The following is a 22,091-nucleotide window of genomic DNA, read 5'->3' as shown; positions in this document are numbered from 1 at the left end:
GCGCGGCGGCGACCAGCAGGCCGCCGCCGCTGCATCCATCACGGTGGCAGCGTCTTCTGCACGCTGATCTGGATGCCCTGGTTGTCGCGGCTGCTGCTGTCCAGCTGGTTCTGGTACTCGGCGCGCAGCGTCCAGCCCTTCAGCGTCTGCAGGCCGATGCCAGCGCCCAGCAGCGTGTGGTTGCGCGACTGGCGGTCGAGCGTGGCGCGGTAGACCGGCCCGGACATCAGGTCCGCGTAGCGCATGAAGGCCTGGCTGGAGCCCTGCATGTCGTGGCCGAACTCGGCGCGCAGCTGCGGCGTCCACATGCCGTAGTCGCGCTTCACCAGCCACTGTGCCAGCACACCGGCGGTGGCGGTGCTGGTGGTGACCGTCTGCCGCTGGTAGTCGAGTGCGTACACGTCGTCGCCATGCTCGCGATAACCATCCAGCGTGGCGCGCGCCAGATCCAGCCGCCCATACGGGGTCAGCAGCAGGGCATCGCCGCGATGCTGGTAGCCGGTGGAGAACGAGGCGAACCACTGCGTACCGTCACGGCTGCCATAGGCGGTGTTGCCATTGTCGGTGATGAAGCGGCGCGCGTCGAACGTCAACCACTGGTAGCCCAGCAGGCCATCCACATAGAACCCACCTTCGGGATGGAAGCTGCCGTAGCCGGCGATGCTGTAGCCATCCACGGTGCTGCGGCTGCCGTTGCGCCCGATATCCGACGCGTCATGGCCATACCCAAGGCCGGCACCCAGGGTCAGCGAGGGGCCGATCTGGCGGTCGGCACCCAGGCTGACGCCGGAGGTGGTGAAGTCGATACCGTTGCTGCCGGCACCCGGCTTGAGCGTGCCGAAGTTCACCGCGCCGCCCGTCCAGAAGGCGAATCCATCGCTCGCGCCAGCGGCAGGCGCAACCTCGCCCTGCAGCGCAGGTTCTTCGATCATCGACAGCCCCTCAGCGCTGGCGCCGATGCCCTTGCGCAGCAGATCGTCCTGCTGCGTACGGCGCTGGCTGCTGGCCGAACTGAAAGTGATGCCGTTGCTGAAGCCGGCCGCAGCACCACCCGCACGCAGGCTTTCCAGGCGGCGCTGGAAGTTGTTGATCTGGCCGATGGCCATGCGCCGCGCACCTTCGGCCTGGGCTTCCAGCACGCCCAGCACTTCGGCATCACGCGAGGGATCGCTGCGTGGCTTGACCATCACATCAACCGTGCCCGGCGCCGAGGTCGCGTATGCGTTGCTCAGCGTATAGGTGATGCGCACCGCGCCACCGAACGTTGCCGCCGAGGTGAAGGCCAGCGTGTAGCCGGCACCGCTGGCGGTGATGGTGGCCGTGCCGGCGTCGGCCGGCGACACCGAAACCACGGCCGCGGCGGTGAACGGCCCACCGCGCGCGGTGGAGGTCAGGTCCACGTTGACCACACGCCCGGCAATGGCGGTGGCGGTGAGCGCGGGGGCCACCGGCCGTGGGTTGACCGTCACGCTGATCCGCGCCGGCGCCGAGGCGCCGAACGGATTGCTGAGCGTGTACTCGAAGTCCACCACGCCGGAGGCATCGGCATCGGCGCTGTAGACGATGCTGGCGCCCTGCACCACCGCCGTGCCGGACGACGGTGCACGACTGATCGCAACCGCCGTGAACGGGCCATTGATCGCCCCGGCCTCGGCCTGCACGGTCACCGACTGCCCGGCCAGCACCGTGGCGCTCTGCGCCGCTGCCACCGGCACCGCCAGCGGCGTGACGGTGACGCTGACCGTAGCCGGCGCGGAAGTGCCCCCCGGACCGGTGGCGGTGTAGGTGAAGCTGTCGTTGCCGAAGAAGTTGATGGCCGGCGTGTAGGCCACATCCAGCCCGTTCACCGTGGCGGTGCCGTGCGCCGGTGCCTGCGCGATGGCGATACTGGTGATCGGGCCGGTGTCGTTGGCGGTGACATTGATCGTGACCGGCGCATTGGCCGGCGTGGTGGCCGCATCGTTCACCACCACCGGTACCGGCTGGTTGATGCCCACGGTGAAGGACTGGCTGCCGCTGAATCCGAATGTGTCGGTGGCGGTCACGGTGAAGCTGAAGCTGCCCGCAGCGGTGGGCGTGCCGCTGAGCGCGCCGGCACTGCTGAGCGCGATACCCGGTGGCAAAGCGCCCGACGTCACGCTGTAGGTGAAGGTGCCGCTGCCACCACCAGCACTGAGCGTCTGGCTGTAGGGGGCAGCCACCTGCCCACCCGGCAGCGTGGTCTGCACGAACACGATGGCCGGCGCGTTCACGGTCACGGTGTAGGCCTGGCTGCCGGTGAAGCCGAAACCATCGGTGGCGCGCACGGTAAAGCTGTAGCTGCCGGTGGTGGTCGGCGTACCGCTGATCAGGCCGGCACTGCTCAGGGCAATGCCCGGCGGCAACGTGCCGGCGGTCAGGCTGTAGGTGTAGCCACCGTTGCCGCCGCTGGCGCTGAGCGTCTGGCTGTAGGCGATGCTGCCGGTTGCTGCGGGCAACGTGGTCGGGGTAATGGCGATGGTCGGTGCCGCCACGTTGAACGTGTATGCCTGGCTTCCGGTGAAGCCGACGCTGTCGGTGGCGGTGACGGTGAAGTTGAAGCTGCCGGTGGTGGTGGGGGTGCCGCTGAGGGTGCCGGCACTACTCAACGCAATGCCCGGTGGCAGTGCGCCCGCCGACAGGCTGAAGGTGTAGCTGCCGACACCGGCAGACGCCGTGAGGGCCTGGCTGTAGGCCACGCCGCCCGAGCCCGCTGGCAGTGTGCCCGGTGCCAGCGTGATGGCCGGTGCGTTGACCACCAGGGTGTAAGCACGGCTGCCGGTGAAACCGTTGCCGTCGGTGGCCTGCGCGGTGAAGTTGAAGCTGCCGGCCACGGTGGGTGTGCCCGACAGCAGGCCTGCACTGCTCAGCGTGATACCGCCCGGCAGCGCGCCAGCGGTCACGCTGAAGGTGTAGGTGCCATTGCCGCCGCTGGCGGTCAGCGTCTGCGAATAGGCCGCGCCACCGGTGGCCGCCGGCAGCGTGGTGGGATCGACCACGACGGTCGGTGCCGACACCGCCAGCGTGTAGGCGGTGGTCACCGAGAACGGCGCGCCGCTGCCGGTGGTGCTGTCGCTCGCTCTCACACTGAAGTTGAAGGTACCCGCCTGCGTGGGCGTGCCGCTGAGCACGCCGGCCGGCGAGAACGACAGTCCATTCGGCAGGGTGCCGGTGAGCTGGTAGCTGTAGCCCGGGTTGCCACCACTGGCGACGAAGCTGGTGCTGTACGGCGTACCCGCGGTGGTGCCTGCCACCGTGCTCGGCGCCAGTGACAGCACCGGCGCGCCGACCGCGCCGCTGTAGGCCTGGCTGCCGGTGAAGCCACCGCCGTCGGTGGCGGTCACGGTGAAGTTGTACGGGCCGGCCTGGGTGGGCGTACCGCTCAATTCACCTGTTGCAGCGTTGAGGCTGAGGCCGACCGGTACCTGCCCCGCGCTGACGGCATAGGTGAAGGTGGTCGGCTGGCCGGAGCTGGCGGTGATGGTCTGGCTGTAGGCAACGCCCGCCGCCGGCTGCGGCAGGCTTGCCGGCGACACAGTGATGGTGGGCGCGGCGATGGACAGGACGTAGTTCTGGGTTCGCCTGAAGGGCGCGTCGGTACCGGTGGTGCTGTCGGTGACGCGCACCGAGAAGGTGAAAAGACCGGACACCGTCGGCGAGCCGGACAGCGTACCGGTGGGCGACAGGGTCACGCCGTTGGGCAATGCGCCGGCGCTGATATCGAAGGTATACGGCGCGGTGCCATTGCCCGCGCTGAAAGGCACGTTCAACGGTGCACCGGCCGTGCCGGAGAGGCTGCCCGCCGGCGGCGTCAGCGTCAGCGACGGCGCCGTCACGTTGAGGGTGTAGGGCTGGCTGCCGGTGTAGGGGCCGCTGCCGCCACTGCTGTCGGTGGCGGTGATCGTCAGCGGGAAGCTGCCCGCAGCCGTCGGCGTACCGCTGATCGCGCCGGCAGCGGACAGGGACACACCCGGCGGCAATGCACCCGCGGTAACCGCATAGGTGTAGGTGCCGCTGCCGCCGGTAGCGGTCAGGTTCTGGTTGTAGACGACGCCGGCACTCACCGTTGGCAGGGTGGGCGGGGTGATCGTGATCGTCGGTGCATTCACCGTCAGCAGCAGCGGGCCACTGGTGACGCTGACCGGTCCGCTACCACCACTGCTGTCGGTCACGGTGACCGTGAAGTTGAAGCTGCCGCCCGCGCTCGGCGAGCCGGACAGCGTGCCGTTGCTGGCCAGGGTGATGCCCAGCGGCAGACTGCCCGATGCAATCGTGTAGGTGTACGGCGCGACGCCTCCGCTGACGCTGGCCAGCGACTGGCTGTAGGCCACGCCGACCGTCGCCGCCGGCGGGTTGGCCGGTGCATAGGTGAGCGTTGCGGCGGCAATGGTCAGCGTCAGCGTGCCACTGGTGGCGCTGAACGGACCGGTGCCGGTACTGCTGTCGGTCGCACGAACAGTGAAGTTGAAGGTGCCGTTGGCGCTGGCCGTGCCGGACAGCGTGCCGTTGCTGGCCAGGGTGATGCCCGGCGGCAGGCTGCCGCCGGCGATCGTGTAGGTGTACGGCGCGGTGCCGCCGCTGGCGCCGGCCAGCGACTGGCTATAGGCCACCCCGACGGTGCCGCCTGCCGGGCTGGACGGCGCGTAGTTGATGGTCGGCGGCGACACGGTGATGGTGACCGTGGCCGGCGCCGAGGTGCCGCCGGCATTGGTGGCGGTGTAGGTGAAGCTGTCCGGCCCGGAATAGCTGGCGGTGGGCGTGTAGCTGATGGTGGTGCCGCTGGCGGTGGCCGTGCCGTGCGTGGCCTGGGTAGCGACCGCGACCGAGGTGGCCGTGCCGCCGGAGAGGCTCAGGGTGATCGGGTTGTTGCTGCTGCCATGGGCCACGGTGGCGCTGACCGCGCCGGCCACCGGCGGCACCACGTTCTGCACGTTGATCGACAGGTTGGCCGGCGCGAAGAACGGTGTAGGCGTGCTGCTGTCGGTGACGCGCACGGTGAAACTGGTCAGCCCCAACGCCGTGGGCATGCCGCTGATGGTGCCGTTGCCGGCCAGTACCAGGCCCGGCGGCAGGCTGGTACCGGCGTCGAGGGAGTAGGTGTAGGGCCCATTGCCGCCGGTGGCCGCCAGCGCGAAGGTGTATGGCGAATTGATGACTGCCGGGGTCGGCGTGTTGGTGACGGTGATGGTCGGTGCTGCCACCGTGATCGAGTAGCTTGCCGTACCGGTGAGCGGCGTTCCCGCCGTGCTGTCGCTCGCAGTAACCGAGAAGGCGAAGGTGCCCTGCGCGGTCGGCGTGCCGGACAGGCTGCCGCTGCTGCTCAGCGTCATGCCGTTCGGCAACGTGCCGGGGGGGACCGTGTAGGTATAGGGCGCGACGCCACCACTGGCGCTGAAGGAGGCACCGGCGTAGGGCGTGCCGACCGTCGCCGGGGGTACCGTGGCCGGCAGGATCGTGATCGGCGAGGCAGCGGCCTGGATGTGCACGGTGACCAGCACGTTGTTGGTGCCGGTACCGTCGTCGAAGGCGAAGGTGTCGGTGGTCGATCCGTTGCCACTGTGGGCATAGGAGATTCTCGAGGCGGCGTGGCTGGTGACGGTGGCCGTGCCATTGCTGGCCGGCGTCGTCACGCTGCCGATACCGAAGCCTGCAACGCCCTGGCAGCTGGACGCATCGATGGTGATGGTGCTGCCGGCGGCCATCGGCGCGCCTGCGCTGGCATTGACCGGCGTGAAGGTTGTACAGGCCGCGCGCGCGATATCAGGCAGGGCGAGCGAGATGCCCAGCAGCAGCATCGCCCCCAGGTGGCCCCAGAAACGGCGGACGAGCCCATAGCGCATCGCGTCGCGATGCATCGACTCTGCGTGCCACATGTTGTGCCCCCTGCATGCCCGCCTTCCCGACGGGCGCTGCGCCGTTTGGCGCGAGTGAGAAAACCGCCGTGGCTCCCGCACCGGCAACCGCGGTTCCTGACCTCCCCACCCTGCAGGCTCCCTGGCCCTGCCTGGCGGTCCTGCCCCCCTTCAATCCCTGCATCCCTTGGGCGGGCAGCGCGATATTCTTGCCCACAGATACCGGCACTTGTCAACACCAAGGATAATGCGCCAGAGTTACTTGCCGGCCGGGGGCTGAGTGCCGGCGCCTATCCCAGGGGGAATATCGTATGTCGGAACCCTTTCTCGGGCAGATAATGCCCGTGGCGTTCAACTTCGCGCCCAGGTACTTCGCATTCTGCAATGGCCAGGTGTTGCCCATCGCACAGAACCAGGCGCTCTTTTCGCTGCTGGGCACATCCTACGGCGGCAACGGCACCACCAATTTCCAGCTTCCGGACATGCGTGGCCGCACGCCAAGGGGATCCACCAACGGCAGCAACATGGGCGAACAAGGCGGCCTGGAGAACGTCACCCTGATTGCCGCGCAGATTCCCGAGCATACGCACGTTTTCGGCGGCACCACCGGTAACGGTACGACGCGCATTCCGCAAGGCAATGTGCTGCTTGGCAAAACCGGAACGCAGAATGTCTACGGCGCGTCCAGCGGCGCGCAGGTGCCCTTGAACGTGCTCGATGCCAGCGGCCAGACGCAGCCACATGCGAACCTGCAGCCGTACCTGTCCATCAACTTCTGCATCGCACTCCGGGGAATCTTCCCCTCGCGCAACTGACCGGAGTTTCTGCCATGTCACAACCCTTTGTTGGCGAGGTCCGTCTGTTCCCCTACAACTTCGCGCCGGTGGGCTGGTTCGACTGTGATGGCCGATTGCTGCCCATTTCAGAATACGAAGTGTTGTTCACCCTGCTCGGTACCACCTACGGCGGCGATGGTGTTTCCACCTTCGGCCTGCCGAATCTGTGTGGACGGGTACCCATCCACCAGGGCACCGGCGTCGGCCTCGGTACCTATGTCCTGGGCCAGGCAGCCGGCAGCGAATCGGTCACCCTGATCAACACGCAGCTGCCCGCGCATACCCACGCGTTCAATGCGGTGAACACCGCAGCCAGTTCGCCGGCGCCCGGGCCGACATTGCAGCTCGGCGCAGTCAGCGGCGACACGCTGTACACCGACAGCACCAGCGGCCTGGGCAGTGGCAACCTGGCGCCTGCATCGGTGAGCGCCGTTGGCGGCAACCAGCCACACGACAACACCATGCCCTCGCTGGTCGCCCGCTATTGCATCGCATGGGCCGGCGTCTTCCCGTCGCAAGGCTGACGATCATCGACCGCCTATCAGGACCCACACCATGAGCGATCCCTTTACCGGCGAAATCCAGATGTTCGGCTTCAACTTCGCCCCTTACAACTGGGCGATGTGCCAGGGGCAGCTGATGCCGATCCAGCAGAACACCGCATTGTTCTCATTGCTGGGAACCACCTTCGGCGGCAACGGCAGCAGCAACTACCAGCTGCCGAACTACACCAACAACATCGCATGCGGCCAGGGCGCGGGCCCCGCCCTGACCCCGCGCGCCATGGGCGAGACCTTCGGCAGCGACAGCGTCACGCTGCTGATCAGCGAGATGCCCAACCACACCCATGGCGCACGCATCTACAACCAGCCCGATACCGCGCACCGCAGTGGCGTGCCGGCCAGCGGCAATGCATTGATCACACCGGAGTCGAGCCCGATCCTGGCGGCGACACCGACGGTTACCAGCACCTTCCCGCTCACCACGGTGGGCGCTGCGGGAGGGAGCCAGCCCCATGAGAACCGGCAACCGTATCTCACCCTGAACTTCTGCATCTGCCTGTCCGGCGTGTTTCCGCAGCGGCCGTGACCGTGAACGCGACGCTGGCCTTTCCCCCGCTGCGGGCAGCCTGGCTGCCTGCAGCGGGGGAGGGCCTTCCGGCAGGCATCAGCGTGCGCGAAGCACAGGACGGTGACCTGCCCTTCCTGCAGCAGCTCTATGCCGAGTCACGCGCAGCCGAGTTGGCCAACGTGCCGTGGCCGGATGCGCTGCGACAGGCGTTCCTCGACAACCAGTTCGCGCTGCAGCACCTGCACTACACCCGGCACTACCAGCCCGCGCATTACCTGCTGGTGGAGCAGTGCGGCAAGCCGATCGGGCGCATGTACCTGCACTGCGACGAGCACGAGGCCACCCTCATCGATATCGCCCTGCTGGATGCCGTACGCGGCCGTGGCATCGGCTCGGCACTGGTGCGCTGGGTGCAATGCGTGGCGCGCGCCGTGCAGCTGCACAGTGTCGTGCTGCATGTCGCCTGGGAGAATCTGGCGGCGCGCAGGCTCTACGAACGCCTCGCGTTCCGCACCGAGGGGGATACCGGCAGCCACCTGCGGATGCGCTGGGTGGCCGCGGCTGTCAGTTGAACAGCGCCTGGTAGATGAAGCCGGTTCGATCACGTGCGATCGGCACCAGGAAAATACCGAACTCGCCCAGGCCGTGGTGGCGCATGGTGTAGGTGCGCTGTGGAAACAGCACGGCCGATTCGTTGCGGAACAGCAGCGAGAACGGCGCGCGCATCTGCCCGGTCAAGCGCTGATCGGGCAGCGGTGCCGCCTCGACGAGTACGAACGGTACGCCGGTATTCTCGATGTCGGCGCTGAACGTTTCGTTGAGATGACCTGCGAACTGGTCCAGCTGGAAAAAGTGCATGCGTCCCCTCCCCCGGTTGTCAGCGAGCATGCCGAAGCGGCCGCGCGCTTTCAATGGGGCCTGTGCCCACACCGGCCTGGCACGGATGGGGGATACTCGCCCTTCCCTTGCCCGGCGCACCAAAGGACGGAGCCCATGCGTATCTGCCTGCTGATGTTCGCCCTGTCCGGCCCGTTGCTGGCAATCGCAAGCCCGCCCTCCGCGCCTGCAGCCGCCCGATTGCCGGATGTGCCGCTGCCCGCACCGCTGGAGCGCGTACTGCGCGATTACGAGCAGGCGTGGCGCACGGGTGATGCCAAGGCACTGGCCGCGCTGTTCGCCGAGGATGGCTTTGTGCTGCAGAGCAACCAGTCGCCGGTGCGCGGGCGCAGCGCGATCGAGGCCGCGTATGCCGGCCAGGGCAGAAGCCCGTTGCGGTTGCGTGCGCTGGCCTACGCCGTGGAAGAAGACACGGGTTACATCATCGGTGCCTACAGTTACGGCAACAACGTGGGCGATACCGGCAAGTTCACGCTCACGCTGAAGCGTGAGGGGAACGGGCCGTGGATGATCTTCTCGGACATGGACAACGGCAACGCACCGCCGCGGGCAAGGTGATCGGGCGTTGCAGTAGATCCACGCCATGCGTGGATATGCTGCGCGCGTAGTGCCAAGCAAGCTTGGCACCCACCAAAGCCTGTCTCCGGTCCGGCACCCGCATGGGGTGCTCCCTGATGAAAAACCCCGGCACTGGGCCGGGGCTTTCCGATTCACTTGAACAGCGTGTCCGGATATTCCGGTTTCTGTTCCCGCGCCAGCAATGCGCGCAGGCCTTCTTCCGGCGTCTGCTCGCCGTGCAGCACGGCACGCACGCGGTCGGAGATCGGCAGGTCGATGCCATGGCGGCGTGCCTGTCGCATCACTTCGTCGGCGGTCTGCACCGACTCGACCACCTGGCCGATTTCGCGAACGGCATCCTGCAGCGTCTGGCCACGGCCCAGGGCCAGGCCCAGGCGGCGGTTGCGCGACAGGTCGCCGGTGCAGGTCAGCACCAGATCGCCCAGCCCGGCCAGGCCCATCAGCGTTTCCGGCTTGGCGCCGATCGCAGCGGCCAGGCGCAGCATTTCGTTGAGGCCACGGGTGATCAGGCCGGCACGGGCGTTGAGGCCCAGCTGCATGCCATCGGCCACGCCGGTGGCCACGGCCAGCACGTTCTTCATCGCACCGCCCAGCTCGGCACCGACCATGTCGTCGCCGGTGTAGGCACGGAACGCCGGGCCGTGCATGGCCTCGGCCACCGTCTGCGCGAACTCGGGCACGTCGCCGTGCACGGTGATTGCGGTCGGCAGGCCCTGGGTCACTTCCTTGGCGAACGACGGCCCGGTGACGACGGCCAGCGGCACGTCCTCGCCCAGCACTTCGCGCGCCACTTCATGCAGGAAGCGGCCCGAACCCGGTTCGAAGCCCTTGGTGGCCCAGGCCACGCCGGCACCGGCCGGGCGCAGCGGCGCCAGCGCACGCACGGTTTCACCGAAGGCGTGCGACGGGGTCACCACCAGGATCCAGGCCGCGCCCTCCACCGTTGACGCCAGGTCGGTGGTGGCACGCAGGCTGTCCGGCAGCGGGATGCCCGGCAGGTAACGCGGGTTCTCGTGGCGCTGGTCGATGGCTTCGACCACGGCAGCGTCGCGCCCCCACAGCACGGTCGGATGACCGTGCCGTGCGAGCAGGCTGGCCAGCGCGGTTCCCCAGGAACCGGCACCCAGCACGGCGATCTTGTCAGCGGTAGTGCTCATCCGTGACGTCGCAGCAGGAATCAGGCGTTGCCAGCCGGCTCGGAGTCAGCCAGCGACGGTGCGTCGCCCTGCTCCTGGCGCTGGCGCAGGGTTTCTGCGTACAGGCCTTCGAAGTTGATCGGCTGCAGGAAGAACGGCGGGAAGCCACCGGCCTGGATCAGGTCGCTGACCAGCTGGCGCACGTACGGGAACAGGATGTTCGGGCACTGGGTACCCAGCAGCACGTCGATCGACTGCGGGTCCAGGCCGACCAGGCCGAACACGCCGGCCTGCTTCACTTCGGCCACGTAGGCGGTGCGCTCACCGGCCTGGCAGGTCAGGGTCACGGCCAGCACGACTTCGAAGGCGTTCTCACCCAGGCGCTGCACCTGCTGGTTCAGGTTCAGCTGCAGCTCCGGCTGCACCTGGTCATTGAAGATGGTCGGCGCGTTCGGCGACTCGAAGGAGACGTCCTTGACGTAGATCTTCTCGACGGTGAAAGCGGGGCCGGTAGCGGCATCGACCGGCGCAGCGGCGCCGTTGGTGATCTCTTCGGACATTTCCAGTAACTCCAATGAATGCAATGAAAACGATGGTCGAATTACTGCGATGGGGGCGGCATCAGGCCCATACAAGGCCGGATCCGCCACCTGCGGCAATCAGTTGCGGCCCTTGACCAGCGGCAGCTCGGCCTGCTGCCAGGCGGGAATGCCGCCATCGAGCACGTAGACCTTCTCGAAGCCGGCCTTCTTCAGCGCCTTGGCGGCGGTTTCCGACGCATTGCCGCTGCGGCACACCAGCACCACCGGCGACTGCTTGGCGTTGGCCACCAGCTTGTTGTCCGGGCCGAAGGCACTGGCCTGGGCGTTGCGGCTGCCGGCAATGTGGCCCTTCTCGAAGTCACCGCTGGCCGACAGGTCGACCACCACCGTGCCGCCCGCATTCATCAGCTGGGTCAGCTCGGCGGGCTTGATGCCCTTGAAGCCCCGGAACAGGCGGCGGATCTCGGTGACGATGATGGCCACGGTCAGGCCGACCAGGGCCGCGGACAGCATCGGGTTTCGGCCTGCAAAGGCCAGCAACTCTTCGTAATTCACTCAGGTCACGGGTCGATTAAGCGGGCGCCGATTGTCGCACAAGCCGGACGCGGCCCGTCACTGCCCCTTCCACAGGTCCGGCAGGCCGGCGGTCTGCCACCAGCGCTTGGCCTCCGGATCCCAGCGCCAGCGCTCGACCACCATCACGGTGCGTTCGGCCTGGGTGTTCTGGTTGATCACCCCGATTTCGACCCGGCGCTCGACCAGACCGCCTTCCAGCGCGGCGCTGCTGCGCTCGCGGTAGGACGACACGCGCAGCTGTGCGTAGCGGTTGAGCTCGAACTCGGTGGGCGGCTTTTCCTTGCGCTGCTTGGGGTCCAGATAGCCGATGGCATCGTCCATGCTGCCCCAGCGGATGGTCGCCCCGTAAGCGATCTGGGTCTCTTCCAGCAGCTTGCGCTGCTTGCGGCTGAAGTCGTCGGCCGAAGCTGCGGCGCTGGCCAGCAGCAGGGTACAGATCAGGAGCTGGATGAGGCGGCGCATCGGTGGTTTCCCCAGAACGTCAGCCTGCCATCCTACCCTTTGGCGAAGGCAACAAAGCGACCGCTGAACTCGGCGGCCGGCTTGCCATCGGCACCTGGCTGGGTGGCGATGATGCTGATGCGGGCCTTGCGGCGCTGGCGGAAGGTATTCAGGAAGGCGTCCCAGCCGCTGGCTTCGGCCGCTTCGGCATGGGCGTGCAGGTCTTCGTAGACCGGCGCCAGGTAGCGCAGGTTGCTGTCGGCCACATAGACCTCGGCATCGTGGCCGGCCAGGCGCAGGCGCAGGCTGACCAAGGCCCAGCCGGACAGGGTCAGCACCGACGCCAGGCTGCCACCGAAGGCGTTGCCCTTGTCGTTGACGTTGGCGGCCAGCGGCGCGGTGATGCGCAGCACGCCGTCGGCATAGCCATCGAGCTGGATCTGCATGGCGCGGACCGCGGGCATGCAGTCCAGCACGTCCTGCAGGGCGGCCAGCGAGGAAGTCAGGGCATCAACGGACATCGGAGCAGCGACCACGACAACGAAGGGCCCGCATAATGCAGGCAATGGCCGACCATACGATACCCACTGGCGCCGCGGGTTCCAAAGCGGGCTGGACCTTCATTTCGCTGCGCCCGCAAGGCCAGAATGCGGCATTGCGCCGCGCCGTTGCTGGGCTGGGCGGGCATGTGGTGGCCCTGCCCCCCTGGCGCTTGCAGCGCCTGCAGGGCATGCCTGTGGTACGCCAGCTGCAACGCGCGCTGAACTGCGACCGCGTGGTGTTCACCAGCCCAGCCGCCGTGGCCGCAGCCGCCGCACTGATGCCGCTGGCCGCCGCGCAGCGCAGCCCCTGGCTGACGGTGGGCGAAGGCACCGCGCGCGCACTGCGGGCACAGGGCGTTGCCGAGGTGCATGCACCGCAGCGGATGGACAGCGAAGGCCTGCTTGCCCTGCCGGTAGTGGCCGACGTGCAGGGGCTGCGCATCGGCCTGGTGACCGCGCCCGGTGGGCGTGGCCTGATTGCCACGCAGCTGCAGGCGGCCGGTGCCACCCTTGAACGCGCCGACGTCTATCAGCGCCGTCTGCTGGGCCTGCAACCGCGCGTATTGGCCCGGCTGGCGCGTTCAGCGTACCCCTGGGTGCTGGCGGTCAGCAGTGGTGAAGCGCTCCAGCATTTCTGGCAGCAGCTTCCGCCTGCGCTGCAGCACCGCCTGCAGGCCCACGCCAGCGTTGTGGTCGCCAGCGATCGGCTGGGTGAGCAGGCATGCGGTCTGGGCCTGCACCATGTGGCGCGCAGCGCCGGGCCGACCACTGAGCAGTTGGTCGCCGCTGCACACGCCACGCTCACCGGCCCGGCAGCGACCTGAACAGGGACGGGCGTCACGCTTGCCGCTGCCGTCGGCAACAGTAATGCTGTGCACAACGCGGCCTGCCGGAACCGACTGGCAACACAGCCGACAAGGAAGCCCGATGAACGACACTGCGCCCGCTGCTCCACCCCATCGACACGTGCGCTGGCTGCTGCCGCTGGCCGGCGTGGTCGTGCTTGGCGCGGGCGGCTATGCCGGCTGGTACGTCTGGCAGCAGCAGCAGGAAGAGCAGCACGCGCAGGCGCAGACCACCGCCGTGCAGTTGCAGGGCCTGGAAGCCACGCTGGATGCGCTGCGCCGCGACCAGCGCGCGACCAGCCAGCGCCTGCAGGATGCGGCGGCCACCAACCGCGTGCTGCGCGACGAGATGCTGGGCCTTTCGCAGCGCAGTTCGCTGTTGGAAGAGAACCTGGCCAAGCTGGCCGACAGCGCCAACCAGGGCCGCCAGGCGGTACAGCGCGATGAGGCCGAACTGCTGCTGACCCAGGCCGCACAGCGGTTGAACTACGCCGACGACGTGGACGGCGCACGCCGCCTGTACGCACAGGCCGCCACCGCACTGGCCGACCTGCCGGACAGCGAGGGCCTGAACCTGCGCCAGGCGCTGGTGCAGGAGCGCGATGCGCTTGATGCGCTCGGCGCTGGACCGCGCGTGCAGGCGCTGCAGCGACTGGATGCAGTGGCCAAAGCATTGCAGGGCCTGCCCTCGCAGGTGACTGGCGACGCGGCGATGCACACGGCAAAACCGTGGTGGCAATCGACGCTGGCCCCGTTCGTGGACATCACCCCGAGCCGCCAGAACGGCCCACTGACCGCAGCCGAACGCCGTAACGCCGACGATGCACTGCAGCTGGAACTGACCCTGGCGCGCGCCGCGATCGAGCGCGGCGACCGCGCCGGTCGCGATACTGCGCTGGCACGCGTGGAGCATTGGGCACAGCGGCGCTGGCCGGATTCACCGGCCCTGCGCGCGCAGCGTGCTGAACTGAAGGCCTTGCGCGAGCTTCCGCTGCAGGCCAGCAGTACCGTTCTTGGCAGCACCCTGCAGCAACTGCGCACCCAGACCGACCGGAGGTAATCCCGCATGAAACCCCTGCAATCCCTGGTCGTGCTGTTGCTGGCCGTGGCCATCGGCGTGGTCGCCGCGCAATGGCTCGGCGCCGATGACCTCAACCGCTTCGGCGAAGTGACCCTGCGCTACGGTGGCTACGACTATCACAGCAATCTGCCGAAGGTGGCCCTGCTGTCGGTGATCGCGGTGCTGGTGCTGTGGCTGCTGTGGAGCCTGATCGCCGCACCGTTCCGGGCCTGGGGCCGCTATCGCCGCAAACAGGGCCGGGTGCGCCTGATCGACGGCCTGCAGGCCTATGAGCACGGCCAGTGGCAGCGTGCCGAGAAGCTGCTTGATGGCGCGGCCAAGGACCCGGAAGTGAGTGGCGTGGCGCTGGCCAATGCCGTGCGCAGCGCGCAGGCGCGTGCCGATGGCCCCGCTGGCGAGGCGCTGTTGCAGCGCCTTGGCGAAAGCGATGCCACGCTGCAGGCGCTGCTGCGCGCCGAACAACTGATCGCCCGCGATCTGCCGGTGGATGCGATCAATGTGCTGGACGTGGCGGCGATCCAGCCGCTGCCGCCGCGCGGCCTGTGGCTGCGCACCGAAGCACTGGCACAGGCCGGCCGCGCCCACGAGGCGTACGGCCAACTGGGCGCACTGCGGCAGAGCAAGGTGTTGCCGGCCGATGCGAACAGCGAACTGGAAGCCCGTCTGGCCGCACAGGCGCTGCTGGAAGCAGCCGACGTCAACGCGCTGGCCGCGCAGTGGGAAGCCACGCCGAAGGCGCTGCGCCCCACCCCGGACGTGGTTGGCGCGTATGCCACCCGCGCGGTGGCACTGAACTGGGACGAGCCCGCGCTGCTGGCGCTGGAACAGGCCCTGGACCATCGCTGGGACGACGAACTGGTTGCGCTGTATGGCCGCCTGCCGGCCGAGCGCCTGGCCACGCGCCAGAGCAACCTGGCGCGCTGGCGCAACGTGCATGACGGCTCGGCCGCGCTGCGCCTGGCACAGGGCCGCGTGGCGCTGGCCCAGCAGCAGTGGGATGCCGCCGATGCGTTCCTGCACGAAGCCATCGCCGCGGGCGCCGGTGCACCGGCGTGGGAAGCGCTGGGTGAACTGTTCGCACAGCGTGGCGATCACGCACTGGCCGCGCAGTGCCTGGCCAATGCACTGCGCCTGCAGCGCGGCGAGGACAGCCTGGATCTGGTGCGCGGCATTGAAGCGCCGTCGCGGACCACGGTGGAAGAGCAGCCGATCGCGGTGCAGCCGCCGGTGTATGACGCCAACGAAGAGCGCGATGAGTTCGGCAACCCGCGCTTTCCCTGATGGGCAATGCCGGCCGCTGGCCGGCATCCACCGGTGAATCTGGCAACGCGCCAAGCATGCTTGGCACCCACCGGAGCAACAATCCGAACAAAAAAAAACGCCGCCCGATGGGCGGCGTTTTTCTATTGTTCGATGGATGCGATCAGCGTTCGACGATCGCCACTACACCCATGCCGCCAGCGGTGCAGATCGACACCAGCGCGCGGCCACCGCCACGCTCGGCAAGCTGCTTGGCCGCCGTGGCGATCACGCGGGCGCCGGTGGCGGCGAACGGGTGGCCCGTGGCCAGCGACGAACCCAGCAGGTTGATCTTGTCCGGATCGATGCGGCCCAGCGGTGCGTCCAGGCCCAGGCGGTTGCGGCAGTAGTCCTCGCTCTCCCACGCGCGCAGGGTGCACAGCACCTGCGCAGCGAAGGCTTCGTGGATCTCGTAGATGTCGAAGTCCTGCAGGGTCAGGCCATTGCGCTTGAGCATTTCCGGTACGGCCACGGTCGGCGCCATCAGCAGGCCTTCGCCATGCACGAAGTCCACCGCAGAGACGTGCGCATCACGCAGGTAGGCCTGCGGCTCGTGACCGTGTGCACGCGCCCACTCTTCGCTGGCCAGCAGGACCGCAGCGGCGCCGTCGGTGAGCGGGGTGGAGTTGGCGGCGGTGAGCGTGCCGCGGCCGGAGACCTTGTCGAAGGCCGGCTTCAGCGTGGCGAGCTTTTCCAGCGAGGTATCCGGGCGCAGGATGTTGTCGCGCTCGACACCACGGAACGGTGCGATCAGGTCGTTGAAGAAGCCGCGCTCATAAGCGGCGGCCAGCTTCTTGTGCGAGGACACCGCCCACTCGTCCTGCGAGTCGCGCGAGATGTTCCATTCCTTGGCCATGTCCTCGCAGTGGTCGCCCATGCTCTTGCCGGTGCGCGGCTCGGCCACGCCGGGGAACTCGGGCTTCAGTTCAGAGAACTTGAAGCCGGCGGTCAACGCGCGGATCTTGTCGCCGGTGCTCTTGGCGCGGTTGGCCGCCAGCAGGCGCGCGCGCAGCTTCTTGCCGTAGACGATCGGCACGTCGGAGGTGGTGTCCGAACCGCCGCCGATGCCGGATTCGATCTGGCCCAGCGCGATCTTGTTGGCGACAGTGATGATGCTGTCCAGCGAGGTGCCGCAGGCGCGCTGCAGGGTGATGCCCGGGGTCAGCGGCGACAGGCCGGAAGACAGCGTGGCCTCGCGGCCGAGGTTCCAGTCGCTGGAGTGCTTGATCACCGCACCCATCGCCACTTCACCCAGCTGCTGGCCATGCAGGCCGAACCGTTCGACCAGTGCGCCCAGCGTACGGACCGACATGCCGAGGTTGCCGACATCCGAATACGCGGTGTTCTGGCGGCAGAACGGAATGCGGACGCCACCGAGGATGGCGACGGGACGAGCATTGGGCATGGAGATACCTGGCATGGATGAGGGTGTCTGCAACATGGCCTGCACGACGGAGCAGGCATAATGGAGCCAAGTGTAGCTGCCGCCCTGTGATGGGCCAACCGTGGAACCATGAGCAAACCCGACCCCGCGATGAATGCCCTTGGCGTGCTGGCCCTGGAACTGGCCGGCGGCGAAATCCCCCGCCAGGCGGTACTCAGCGCCGAACAGGCCGGTGAACTGGCCGATCGCGTCGGCCGCGACCTGTCCAAGCTGGTGCCGCAGGTGGCCGAGCTGGACCTGGTGTTCGCCGCCGCCCATTTCGACCCGGCCGAAGTGCTGCGCCCGGGCTGGCCGATCCATCGCCGCCTGGAAGAACTGCAGATGCGGGCACCGGGCCGCAACCAGGGTCCGCGCCTGCTCGCCTTCGGCACCGACGCCCAGGGTGACGTGCCGCTGCCGTTCCAGGCCGATGCCAGCCTGGTGGGCGGTGGCCTGCGCGTAGTGCCGTTCCTGCTGACCGGCAGCGACGTGGCCACCACCAACGCTGTGGCCAACGCGCTGGAAGAAACCCTGCTGGCCAACGGCATGGCGCATGCCGACACCGCATTGATGGCACAGAACACCTTCGGTGCCCGCATCGAGCACGCGCGCTACTTCACCGTGAACGATCTGGCCGCGATGATGTCGATGCAGTACGACAACCAGGGCCTGGCCGCGCTGTGGCCGCTGATCGAGACGGCGATCATGGCGCCGGGTGAGGACGAATGGCTCAACGCCGCACCCGAGCCGCTGCTGCGTTACACCCACGGCGAGGCACGCATGGCGCTGTTCGACCCGGCCGGCTGGTGCGCGCACTACAACCACAGCAACAACGACTGCGATCGCCTGAAGGGCATCTACGAGCAGTTCCTGATGCGCCAGCGGCAGATGGCGGCGGTGCTGGAAGCGCACGGCGTGCCGGTGCTGTTCGTGCACTGCGAGGCCGGGCAGGACGCGCGCGAGCTGCTGGCGCGCTGATCGACGGACGTATTCCGCCGGGCATGGCCCGGCGCTACCTGTACGCTTTGTTGTAGAGCCGAGCCCATGCTCGGCTCAGGCCGCCTGCAGAGCCGCCGAGCGTGGGCTCGGCTCTACAGGCGGCACGTGCGCCTTACGGGGCCTTCTTGATCACCGCACAGGCCAGGCGCGCGCCGGCGTTGCCGGTCGGCTGGGTCTTGTAGTCGTCCGCGTCGGCGTGGACGATCAGGCCGCGGCCGATGATGTCGAAGTCATCGCCCTTGCCGATGTTGACGTTGCTGGAGACGGGACCGTCGATGGTGGCCACGCCCTTGTCGTCGGCCTTGATGTTGGGCATGTCGCCGCCGTGGTGCGGATCGGTGGCCACGTTGCCGTGATCCTGGTGGCCCGGGTTGAAGTGGCCGCCGGCGCTCATGCCATCCGGCGCGCTGCAGTCGCCCTTCTCGTGGATGTGGAAGCCGTGCTCGCTGCCCGGCTTCAGGCCGCTGATCTGGCCGGTCACGTGAACCTTGCCGTCGACCACCTTGAAGGTGACGCTGCCCTTGGCTTCGTTGCCCTGGGTCGGAGCCAGCTCGGCGGTGGCCGAAGCATCGGCGGCCGGTGCCGGTGCGGCAGCCGGTTCAGTGGTGGCCGCCGGCGCCGCCGGTGCGGTTTCCGCCTGCGGTGCGGCGGGCTGCTGGCCGCAGGCCGCCAGGCCCAGCGCGGTGATGGCAGCGAACAGCGAAGTGTGGATCAAACGCATGGAATCTCTCCCTGGATGATGCCTGCAGTGATCAGCGGACAACCCGGATCACGCCACAGGCGATGCGGACGCCGGCATTGCCGGCGGGCTGGCTGCGATAGTCGTCGGCGTTGGCATGCACGACCAGTGCACGTCCGGCGATATCGGTGGCGGCGCCTCCGCCAAGGGTAACGCCCTTGAGGTGGATATCGACGTTGGCGCGGCCCTGGGCGTCGGCACGCAGATTGTCCATGTCGCCCAGGTGGTGCTTGCCGGTGCCGGCGCGGCCATGCGCGGCGCCACCGGGGTTGAAGTGGTTGCCGGCACTGCTGGCATCCACCGCGCTGCAGTCGCCGCGCTCGTGGATGTGGAAGCCGGCCTGCTGCATCGGCTGCAGGCCACCGATCAGGCCGGTGATGTGCAGGCCACCAGGCTCCACCATCAATGCCAGGCGGCCACTGACGATGCTGGCCGACGACGGCGACAGATTGGCCTCGGCCTGTTTCGCAGCGCTGACCACGGTCGGCGGCGGCGGGGTGGGCTCGGCCTTCTTGGGCGCGCTGCCACAGGCAGACAGCAGCACGGCGGCGGACAACGGGAGGATGGCAAAGGACAGACGCATCGAAGACTCCTTGCAGATGACACTACGGACGGCATCGTCCATGAACGATCAACAGTTCGGCAAGCGGGCGCGAGGATCGCGTGCAGAGGCCGTTCAATGGCCCCCGCGGCGACGTCCGGCGCCCAGCTTGCGGGTAAGGGTATTGCGGCCCAGGCCCAGGCGGGCAGCGGCTTCTGCGCGGCGCCCATGGGTGATCTGCAGCGCGGCTTCCAGCAGCGCATGGTCGACCCGCTCGCGCACCTGCGCATGCAGCCCTTCCACGCCTTCGGCCAGCTGCCGCCGTGCCCACTCGGCCAGCAGCACTTCCCACTGCCCCGGATCGGCACCGTGCGCGGGGCTGCGGCGGCCACGCGCGCGATTGAGCGCGGTATCGACGTCGGCCACGCCGATGGTGTCGGCGGCGGCCAGCGCGGCCATCCGCCAGCACACATTCTCCAGCTCGCGCACATTGCCCGGCCAGTCGTGCTCGCGCAGCGCCTGCAGGGCCGCGGCGGTCAGGCGCTTCGGCGGCGTATCCAGCTTGCGTGCGGCGGCAGCCAGGAAGGTGCTGGCCAATTGCGCGATGTCCTCGCGGCGCTCGCGCAGTGGCGGCAGCTGCAGGCGCACCACGTCCAGGCGGTGCAGCAGATCGGCGCGGAACTTCCCCTCCGCGACCAGTCCCTCCAGATCCTGGTGGGTGGCGGCCACCACGCGCACGTCGACGCGGATCAGCTCGCGGCCACCGACGCGGAAGAACTCGCCCTGCGCCAGCACGCGCAACAGGCGCGTCTGCAGCGGAAGCGGCATGTCGCCGATTTCATCCAGGAACAGCGTGCCGCCGTCGGCCTGCTCGAAACGGCCGATATGGCGGCGCTGCGCGCCGGTGAAGGCACCGGCCTCGTGGCCGAACAGCTCGCTCTCCAGCAGTTCGGCGGGAATCGCCGCGGTATTGAGCGCGACGAACGGACCGTGCGCGCGGGGTGATTCACGATGCAGCGCATTGGCCACCAGTTCCTTGCCGGTGCCGGTCTCGCCGGTGATCAGCACCGCCAACGGCGCCTGTGCCAGGCGACCGATGGCGCGGAACAGCGCGCGCATCGGCGGGGTATCGCCCACCAGTTGCGGCGGCTGGTCGCTGTGCGTTTCGGCGGCAGGCGTGGGCGCGGCCAGTGCCGGTGCCACAGCCGGCAGCACGCGCTGTGCCAGCGCCACCGCATCGTCCAGATCAAACGGCTTGGACAGGAACTCATGCGCGCCACCGCGGAATGCCCCCGCCGTGCTGGCCACATCGGTGTAGGCGGACATCACCACCACCGGCAGCTGCGGCAGCGCGGCCTTGAGCTTGTCCAGCAGCACCAGGCCGTCGTCGCCGGGCATGCGTACATCGGTGAACAGCAGCGCCGGCGGCGGGCCCTCGCTCAAGGCCTGCAACGCAGGCGCGGCGCTGTCGAAATCAACGACCTGGTAGCCCGCCTCACGCAGCGCGGTGCACAGCACGAAGCGCACGGCGCGGTCGTCGTCGACCACCCAGATGCGCTGCGGGGACGATGAAGACTCAGACATCGCGCAGGGCCTCCTCGGCCGGGGCGGCGCCGTTGCCGATCGGCAGCAGCAGGGTGAACACGGTATGGCCGGGGCGCGAGCGGTAGGTGAGCGTGCCGCGATGCTCGCGCGCCACCTGCTGGGCCAGCGCCAGGCCCAATCCGGTGCCTTCGGCGCGGCCACTGACCAGCGGCAGGAACAGGTGCTCGGCCAGTTCCTCGGGCACGCCGCGGCCGTCATCGGCGATTTCCAGGCGCAGGGCCAGGGTGTGCAGCTGCTCGGTGATGCGCACGCCATGCTCCACCCGCGTGCGCAGGGTGATGTTGCCGGCGCCGGCCTGGATCGCATTGCGCACCAGATTCCACACGGCCTGGGTGAGGCGATCGGCGTCGCCATGGAATTCAGGAATGCTGGGGTCATAGTCGCGCTGCAAGCGCACCGCCCAGCCGGCCTCGCTCTCGGCCAGGCGCAGCACGCGCTCCAGCGCGGCATGGATGTTCAGTTCGGCATGCGGCGCGGCCGGGGCGGGCGACAGCAGCTGGTCGAGCAGGCCATTGAGGCGTTCGATCTCCGAGCCGATCAGCTCGATCAGCTCACGTTCGCTGGCGTCGCGCTGGGCGGCGCGGCGGGCCAGCAGCTGCGCCGCGCCCTTCAGGCCGGCCAGCGGATTGCGCAGCTCGTGGGCCAGGCCCTTCAGCGCGGCACTGAGCGCACTGGGCAGGGCCTGGGTCGGGTCCAGGCCGGGGAATTCGTCCACCGGATGTGCTTCCAGCAGCCAGCCGCCATCGTCGCGGCGGCTCATCCAGCCCTCGGCGAAACGCGGCGCCTCGCCCGGCACGGCCAGCGCCAGCCGGTTCAGGCGCAGGCTGTCGCGCTCGTCGCGGGCCAGGAAATGGGCCAGGGCCTCGCCCTGCACTTCCAGCGCGGCGAGCGGCTGGCCCAGCAGGCGGCGGCCACTGACGCCCAGCCAGCGGGCAAAGGCGGGATTGCAGCCGATGATGCGGCCATCGGCCCCGGCCCAGGCCAGCGGCGTGCCGAGGGCATCGAGGGACGGCGGGGGTGCGGGGTCGGACATTGCACCAATGTAGTGCAAAAGCGCGGGTTCGGGGTT

Annotated in this window: 21 protein-coding genes; 9 read left to right on the top strand and 12 right to left on the bottom strand. The window is 68.6% G+C overall.

The features are described 5' to 3' along the window. Nucleotides 1-38: 38 nt before the first annotated feature. The gene (locus QP512_RS00705; protein ID WP_286070558.1) at nucleotides 39-5,858 is read right to left on the bottom strand and encodes a putative Ig domain-containing protein; all 5,820 of its coding nucleotides are present in this window, start codon (nucleotides 5,856-5,858) and stop codon (nucleotides 39-41) included. Nucleotides 5,859-6,181: 323 nt separating this feature from the next. Here QP512_RS00705 and QP512_RS00700 point away from each other — a divergent pair, with 323 nt between their 5' ends. From QP512_RS00700 to QP512_RS00685, 4 genes are read left to right on the top strand one after another with little or no spacing between them, the layout of a single operon-like run. After that, nucleotides 6,182-6,685, top strand: a complete 504-nt coding sequence (locus tag QP512_RS00700; RefSeq protein WP_286070557.1) for a tail fiber protein — start codon at nucleotides 6,182-6,184, stop codon at nucleotides 6,683-6,685. Nucleotides 6,686-6,699: 14 nt separating this feature from the next. Beyond that, nucleotides 6,700-7,230 (top strand): tail fiber protein, encoded by a 531-nt coding sequence (locus QP512_RS00695; protein ID WP_180866402.1) that lies wholly within the window; start codon nucleotides 6,700-6,702, stop codon nucleotides 7,228-7,230. 31 nt (nucleotides 7,231-7,261) lie between these two features. Beyond that, nucleotides 7,262-7,795, top strand: a complete 534-nt coding sequence (locus QP512_RS00690; protein WP_286070556.1) for a tail fiber protein — start codon at nucleotides 7,262-7,264, stop codon at nucleotides 7,793-7,795. Beyond that, nucleotides 7,792-8,349 (top strand): GNAT family N-acetyltransferase, encoded by a 558-nt coding sequence (locus QP512_RS00685; protein ID WP_286070555.1) that lies wholly within the window; start codon nucleotides 7,792-7,794, stop codon nucleotides 8,347-8,349. The genes QP512_RS00690 and QP512_RS00685 overlap by 4 nt, the downstream gene beginning before the upstream one ends. On the opposite strand, the gene QP512_RS00680 is transcribed toward QP512_RS00685, so the two are convergent. Continuing rightward, the gene (locus tag QP512_RS00680) at nucleotides 8,342-8,635 is read right to left on the bottom strand and encodes a hypothetical protein (RefSeq protein WP_057498556.1); all 294 of its coding nucleotides are present in this window, start codon (nucleotides 8,633-8,635) and stop codon (nucleotides 8,342-8,344) included. The two genes, QP512_RS00685 and QP512_RS00680, sit on opposite strands and share 8 nt — an antisense overlap. Nucleotides 8,636-8,770: 135 nt before the next feature. Between QP512_RS00680 and QP512_RS00675 the strand changes: the two genes are divergently transcribed. Then, a complete protein-coding gene (locus tag QP512_RS00675; protein ID WP_286070554.1) occupies nucleotides 8,771-9,232 on the top strand; it encodes a nuclear transport factor 2 family protein in 462 nt (153 codons plus the stop codon). 152 nt (nucleotides 9,233-9,384) lie between these two features. On the opposite strand, the gene QP512_RS00670 is transcribed toward QP512_RS00675, so the two are convergent. The 5 genes from QP512_RS00670 to QP512_RS00650 form a co-directional block, all read right to left on the bottom strand. Further along, complete coding sequence (locus tag QP512_RS00670; RefSeq protein ID WP_286070553.1) at nucleotides 9,385-10,410, bottom strand: NAD(P)H-dependent glycerol-3-phosphate dehydrogenase; 1,026 nt, start codon at nucleotides 10,408-10,410, stop codon at nucleotides 9,385-9,387. 20 nt (nucleotides 10,411-10,430) lie between these two features. Beyond that, nucleotides 10,431-10,949, bottom strand: a complete 519-nt coding sequence (gene secB, locus QP512_RS00665) for a protein-export chaperone SecB (protein WP_004153553.1) — start codon at nucleotides 10,947-10,949, stop codon at nucleotides 10,431-10,433. A 99-nt stretch (nucleotides 10,950-11,048) separates the two neighbouring features. Beyond that, entirely contained in the window at nucleotides 11,049-11,486 is a 438-nt protein-coding gene (locus tag QP512_RS00660; RefSeq protein ID WP_004153552.1) for a rhodanese-like domain-containing protein, read from the bottom strand. A gap of 57 nt (nucleotides 11,487-11,543) precedes the next feature. Next, the gene (locus QP512_RS00655; protein WP_286070552.1) at nucleotides 11,544-11,969 is read right to left on the bottom strand and encodes a hypothetical protein; all 426 of its coding nucleotides are present in this window, start codon (nucleotides 11,967-11,969) and stop codon (nucleotides 11,544-11,546) included. Between the two features lie 32 nt (nucleotides 11,970-12,001). Beyond that, entirely contained in the window at nucleotides 12,002-12,469 is a 468-nt protein-coding gene (locus QP512_RS00650; RefSeq protein ID WP_008266702.1) for a YiiD C-terminal domain-containing protein, read from the bottom strand. A gap of 35 nt (nucleotides 12,470-12,504) precedes the next feature. Between QP512_RS00650 and QP512_RS00645 the strand changes: the two genes are divergently transcribed. The 3 genes from QP512_RS00645 (at nucleotide 12,505) to QP512_RS00635 (ending at nucleotide 15,697) form a co-directional block, all read left to right on the top strand. Then, nucleotides 12,505-13,314, top strand: coding sequence for a uroporphyrinogen-III synthase (locus tag QP512_RS00645; protein ID WP_286070551.1), 810 nt, complete (start codon nucleotides 12,505-12,507; stop codon nucleotides 13,312-13,314). A 103-nt stretch (nucleotides 13,315-13,417) separates the two neighbouring features. Continuing rightward, a complete protein-coding gene (locus QP512_RS00640; protein WP_286070550.1) occupies nucleotides 13,418-14,395 on the top strand; it encodes a uroporphyrinogen-III C-methyltransferase in 978 nt (325 codons plus the stop codon). Between the two features lie 6 nt (nucleotides 14,396-14,401). After that, nucleotides 14,402-15,697, top strand: a complete 1,296-nt coding sequence (locus QP512_RS00635) for a heme biosynthesis HemY N-terminal domain-containing protein (protein WP_286070549.1) — start codon at nucleotides 14,402-14,404, stop codon at nucleotides 15,695-15,697. 142 nt (nucleotides 15,698-15,839) lie between these two features. Here the strand turns inward: QP512_RS00635 and QP512_RS00630 are convergent, their stop codons facing one another. Then, nucleotides 15,840-17,135: an acetyl-CoA C-acetyltransferase gene (locus tag QP512_RS00630; RefSeq protein WP_099551602.1), complete on the bottom strand. Its 1,296-nt coding sequence runs from the start codon at nucleotides 17,133-17,135 to the stop codon at nucleotides 15,840-15,842. Between the two features lie 93 nt (nucleotides 17,136-17,228). On the opposite strand from QP512_RS00630, the gene QP512_RS00625 reads away from it, so the two are divergent. Beyond that, nucleotides 17,229-18,116, top strand: a complete 888-nt coding sequence (locus QP512_RS00625) for a hypothetical protein (RefSeq protein WP_286070548.1) — start codon at nucleotides 17,229-17,231, stop codon at nucleotides 18,114-18,116. A 133-nt stretch (nucleotides 18,117-18,249) separates the two neighbouring features. Here the strand turns inward: QP512_RS00625 and QP512_RS00620 are convergent, their stop codons facing one another. From QP512_RS00620 to QP512_RS00605, 4 genes are all read right to left on the bottom strand, one after another. Beyond that, the gene (locus QP512_RS00620) at nucleotides 18,250-18,858 is read right to left on the bottom strand and encodes a superoxide dismutase family protein (protein WP_286070547.1); all 609 of its coding nucleotides are present in this window, start codon (nucleotides 18,856-18,858) and stop codon (nucleotides 18,250-18,252) included. Nucleotides 18,859-18,889: 31 nt separating this feature from the next. Continuing rightward, nucleotides 18,890-19,459 carry a superoxide dismutase family protein gene (locus QP512_RS00615; protein WP_286070546.1) on the bottom strand — a complete coding sequence of 190 codons (570 nt, stop codon included), beginning with the start codon at nucleotides 19,457-19,459 and terminating at the stop codon, nucleotides 18,890-18,892. A gap of 93 nt (nucleotides 19,460-19,552) precedes the next feature. Beyond that, complete coding sequence (ntrC, locus tag QP512_RS00610; protein WP_286070545.1) at nucleotides 19,553-21,001, bottom strand: nitrogen regulation protein NR(I); 1,449 nt, start codon at nucleotides 20,999-21,001, stop codon at nucleotides 19,553-19,555. Continuing rightward, on the bottom strand, nucleotides 20,994-22,055 hold the full coding sequence (locus tag QP512_RS00605) for an ATP-binding protein (protein ID WP_286070544.1): 1,062 nt from the start codon (nucleotides 22,053-22,055) through the stop codon (nucleotides 20,994-20,996). The genes ntrC and QP512_RS00605 overlap by 8 nt, the downstream gene beginning before the upstream one ends. Between the last annotated feature and the right edge of the window lie 36 nt (nucleotides 22,056-22,091).

Origin of the sequence: Stenotrophomonas sp. 57 (genome assembly GCF_030291075.1) — a bacterium.
In the GTDB taxonomy this organism is placed as follows: Bacteria; Pseudomonadota; Gammaproteobacteria; order Xanthomonadales; family Xanthomonadaceae; genus Stenotrophomonas.
Note: the sequence above shows the minus strand (reverse complement) of the source record. Positions and strands in the feature narration are given on the sequence as shown.

What these genes read in the sequence shown, in the direction of transcription:
- QP512_RS00640 (WP_286070550.1), top strand. Translation starts at nt 13,418, where the DNA reads ATGAACGACACTGCGCCCGCTGCTCCACCCCATCGACACGTGCGCTGG.
- QP512_RS00695 (WP_180866402.1), top strand. Translation starts at nt 6,700, where the DNA reads ATGTCACAACCCTTTGTTGGCGAGGTCCGTCTGTTCCCCTACAACTTC.
- ntrC (WP_286070545.1), bottom strand. Translation starts at nt 21,001, where the DNA reads ATGTCTGAGTCTTCATCGTCCCCGCAGCGCATCTGGGTGGTCGACGAC.
- QP512_RS00635 (WP_286070549.1), top strand. Translation starts at nt 14,402, where the DNA reads ATGAAACCCCTGCAATCCCTGGTCGTGCTGTTGCTGGCCGTGGCCATC.
- QP512_RS00670 (WP_286070553.1), bottom strand. Translation starts at nt 10,410, where the DNA reads ATGAGCACTACCGCTGACAAGATCGCCGTGCTGGGTGCCGGTTCCTGG.
- QP512_RS00705 (WP_286070558.1), bottom strand. Translation starts at nt 5,858, where the DNA reads ATGCGCTATGGGCTCGTCCGCCGTTTCTGGGGCCACCTGGGGGCGATG.
- QP512_RS00645 (WP_286070551.1), top strand. Translation starts at nt 12,505, where the DNA reads ATGCAGGCAATGGCCGACCATACGATACCCACTGGCGCCGCGGGTTCC.
- QP512_RS00680 (WP_057498556.1), bottom strand. Translation starts at nt 8,635, where the DNA reads ATGCACTTTTTCCAGCTGGACCAGTTCGCAGGTCATCTCAACGAAACG.
- secB (WP_004153553.1), bottom strand. Translation starts at nt 10,949, where the DNA reads ATGTCCGAAGAGATCACCAACGGCGCCGCTGCGCCGGTCGATGCCGCT.
- QP512_RS00650 (WP_008266702.1), bottom strand. Translation starts at nt 12,469, where the DNA reads ATGTCCGTTGATGCCCTGACTTCCTCGCTGGCCGCCCTGCAGGACGTG.
- QP512_RS00625 (WP_286070548.1), top strand. Translation starts at nt 17,229, where the DNA reads ATGAGCAAACCCGACCCCGCGATGAATGCCCTTGGCGTGCTGGCCCTG.
- QP512_RS00675 (WP_286070554.1), top strand. Translation starts at nt 8,771, where the DNA reads ATGCGTATCTGCCTGCTGATGTTCGCCCTGTCCGGCCCGTTGCTGGCA.
- QP512_RS00615 (WP_286070546.1), bottom strand. Translation starts at nt 19,459, where the DNA reads ATGCGTCTGTCCTTTGCCATCCTCCCGTTGTCCGCCGCCGTGCTGCTG.
- QP512_RS00605 (WP_286070544.1), bottom strand. Translation starts at nt 22,055, where the DNA reads ATGTCCGACCCCGCACCCCCGCCGTCCCTCGATGCCCTCGGCACGCCG.
- QP512_RS00690 (WP_286070556.1), top strand. Translation starts at nt 7,262, where the DNA reads ATGAGCGATCCCTTTACCGGCGAAATCCAGATGTTCGGCTTCAACTTC.
- QP512_RS00630 (WP_099551602.1), bottom strand. Translation starts at nt 17,135, where the DNA reads ATGCCAGGTATCTCCATGCCCAATGCTCGTCCCGTCGCCATCCTCGGT.
- QP512_RS00700 (WP_286070557.1), top strand. Translation starts at nt 6,182, where the DNA reads ATGTCGGAACCCTTTCTCGGGCAGATAATGCCCGTGGCGTTCAACTTC.
- QP512_RS00620 (WP_286070547.1), bottom strand. Translation starts at nt 18,858, where the DNA reads ATGCGTTTGATCCACACTTCGCTGTTCGCTGCCATCACCGCGCTGGGC.
- QP512_RS00655 (WP_286070552.1), bottom strand. Translation starts at nt 11,969, where the DNA reads ATGCGCCGCCTCATCCAGCTCCTGATCTGTACCCTGCTGCTGGCCAGC.